The organism is Marichromatium sp. AB31 (assembly GCF_003718685.1).
Taxonomy (GTDB): Bacteria; Pseudomonadota; Gammaproteobacteria; order Chromatiales; family Chromatiaceae; genus Marichromatium; species Marichromatium gracile.
The window spans coordinates 1-2,750 of the sequence record NZ_RHFI01000050.1; the positions used below are offsets into that span (position 1 = coordinate 1).

The 2,750-nt window shown below is 74.4% G+C and carries 1 protein-coding gene; it reads left to right on the forward strand.

Translation table 11 applies throughout. The annotated features are described in order from the left end of the window. The coding region (locus tag EBL84_RS16670) for an AMP-binding protein (protein WP_148040332.1) at positions 1-2,750 on the forward strand (2,750 nt) is incomplete at both ends.

The window sequence follows — 2,750 nt, forward strand, 5'->3', positions numbered from 1 at the left end:
GTCTCGGCGCTCGACTTCGATCTCTCGGTCTATGACCTCTTCGGCCCCTCGCAGGTCGGCGGCGCGCTGGTCTGCGTGCCGGAGACGGCGCGGCGCGATGCCGCCGTCTGGCGCGCGCTGATCGCGCACCACCGGGTGACGCTGTGGAACTCGGTGCCGGTGCTACTGGAGATGCTGTTGAGCCTCGCCGGGACGGACGAGCACCCGCTCGGGCTGCGCCTGGCGCTGGTCTCGGGCGACTGGATCGCCCGCGACCTGCCGGCGCGCCTCGACGCCGCCACCGACGGCGGTTGCCGCATGGTGGCGATGGGCGGGGCGACGGAGGCGGCGATCTGGTCGAACGCCTTCGAGCCCGCGCCCGAGCCGCTCCCGGGCTGGAACTCGATCCCCTATGGCCGACCGCTGCCCAATCAGTGCTATCGCGTGGTCGACGCCCAGGGACGCGACTGCCCCGACTGGGTCCCCGGCGAGCTGTGGATCGGCGGGGCGGGACTGGCCAGCGGCTATCGCGGCGATGCCGAGCGCACCGCCGAGCGCTTCGTCAGCGTCGCCGGGGCGCGCTGGTATCGCACCGGCGACATCGGCCGCTATCACCCCGACGGGCTCCTGGAGTTCCTCGGTCGCGCCGATCAGCAGGTCAAGGTGCGCGGGCACCGTATCGAGCTCGGCGAGATCGAGACCGCGCTCACCGCCGCGCCCGCCGTCACCGAGGCCTGCGCCCTCACCCTCGGGCAGCCGCCCCGTCTCGGCGCAGCGGTGGTGCTCGCCCCCGGCGTACAGCCCGAGCAGGCGCTCGCGGCACTGCGCGAGACCCTCGCCCAGCGCCTGCCCGAGTACATGATCCCGACCTCGATCCTGCCGCTCGAACGGCTCGATCTCAGCGCCAACGGCAAGGTCGATCGCCGCGCGATCGCCGCCCGGCTCGACGCGCTCGACGCCGCGGGCGTGCGCACCCCGCCTCGCGGGCCGCTCGAACAGGCCCTCGCCGCGATCTGGGCCGAGGTCCTCGGGCGCGCCGACATCCACCGCGAGGACGACTTCTTCCTCCTCGGCGGCGACAGCCTCTCGGCCACCCGGGTGGTGGCGCAGCTCGAACCCCGGGGCATCGCCATCGAACAGCCGCTGCGCCATCTCTTCGCCCACCCGCGGCTGGCGGACTTCGCCGCCGCGGCGAGGCAGGTCGAACAGATCGCCGCCCGCGCCCTGGTGGCCGATCGCGCGGCGCGTCACGCGCCCTTCCCGCTCACCGAGATCCAGCGCGCCTACTGGCGCGGTCGCACCCAGGGTCTGGCGCTGAGCACCGGCACCCGGTACCTGATCGTGCTCGACGGCGCCGGGGTCGACCTGGAGCGGCTGGAGGCGGCCTGGAACCTGTTGATCGAGCGTCACGAGATGCTGCGCGCCACGGTCGAGGCCGACGGCGAGCAGCGCATCCTGCCCTCGGTGCCGCGCGTGACGATCACCGTCGATCATCTCGACGAGGCCGGTCCGGCGACCGCCCAGGCGGTGCTCGACGCGGTCTGGGACGCCGCGCCCTCGCCGACCGTGCAACGCTGGCCGGGACACTGGCTGCACGCGGTGCGCTACGGCGAGCGGACGCGGATCGGGTTGTGCATCGACTACCTGCTGGTCGACGGCTTCAGCGTCAAGCTGTTGCTCGCCGAACTCGCCCGGCTCTATGCCGATCTCGACACCGAGCTGCCGCCGATCGGGGTCTCGTTCCGCGACTATGTGCTCGGGGTCCGTCCCGCGCCCGAGGCCGAGGCGCGCGCCGAGACCTATTGGCGCGCGCGCCTCGACGATCTGCCGCCGGCCCCGGCGCTGCCCCTGGCGCGTGCGCCCGAGTCGCTGGAGCGGGTCGCGTTCGGCCGTCGCGAGGCGCGGCTCGAACCGGCCGTCTGGGCGCGGCTGGAGTCCGGCGCGCGCGCGATCGGCGTGACCCCGTCGGTACTGCTGCTCACCGTCTATGCCGAGGTGCTCTCGCGCTGGAGCGGCGGCGGGTCGCACACCCTCAATCTGACCCTGTTCGATCGCCAGCGTGTCCACCCCGACATCGACGCCGTGGTCGGCGACTTCACCAGTCTCGCGGCGCTGCCCTATCGGCCCGAGACGGCGAGCGATCTGGCGACCCGGGCGCGGGCGGTGCGCGAGACCCTGGTCGAGGTGCTGGAGCACCGCGCGCGCTCCTCGATCTGGCTGCAGCGCGAGCGCACCGCCCGGCTCGGGCCGGACGGCGCGGCGCTGCCGGTGGTCTTCACCAGCACCCTGGGGCTGCCCGAGCGCCACGGTGTCGCACCGCCCCGCGACTTCCCGGCGCTGGTCGGCGGCGGGCGCTCGGAGACCCCGCAGGTCTGGCTCGACCACCAGCTCTACGAGCAGGACGGCGCCCTGGTGTTGCAGTGGGACGCGGTCGAGGCGCTGTTCCCCGAGGGGATGCTCGATGCCATGTTCGCGACCTATACCGCGACGCTCGCGCGGCTGGCCGAGGACCCGACGGGCTGGTCGCGCCCGCTCGTGCTCGACCTGCCCGAGCCGCAGCGGCGGATGCGCGAGGAGGTCGGCGCCACCGCGCAGGACATCGCCCCGCGCCTGCTCCACGCCGGGCTCTTCGCCACCGCTCACCGCGAGCCCGCGCGCCCGGCGCTGGTCGACGGCGAGCGGGTGATCGACCACGGCGAACTCGCCGCCGCGGCGCTGCGCATCGCCGGCTGGCTGCGCGCCGCCGGACTCGCCCCGGGCGAGGCGGTGGC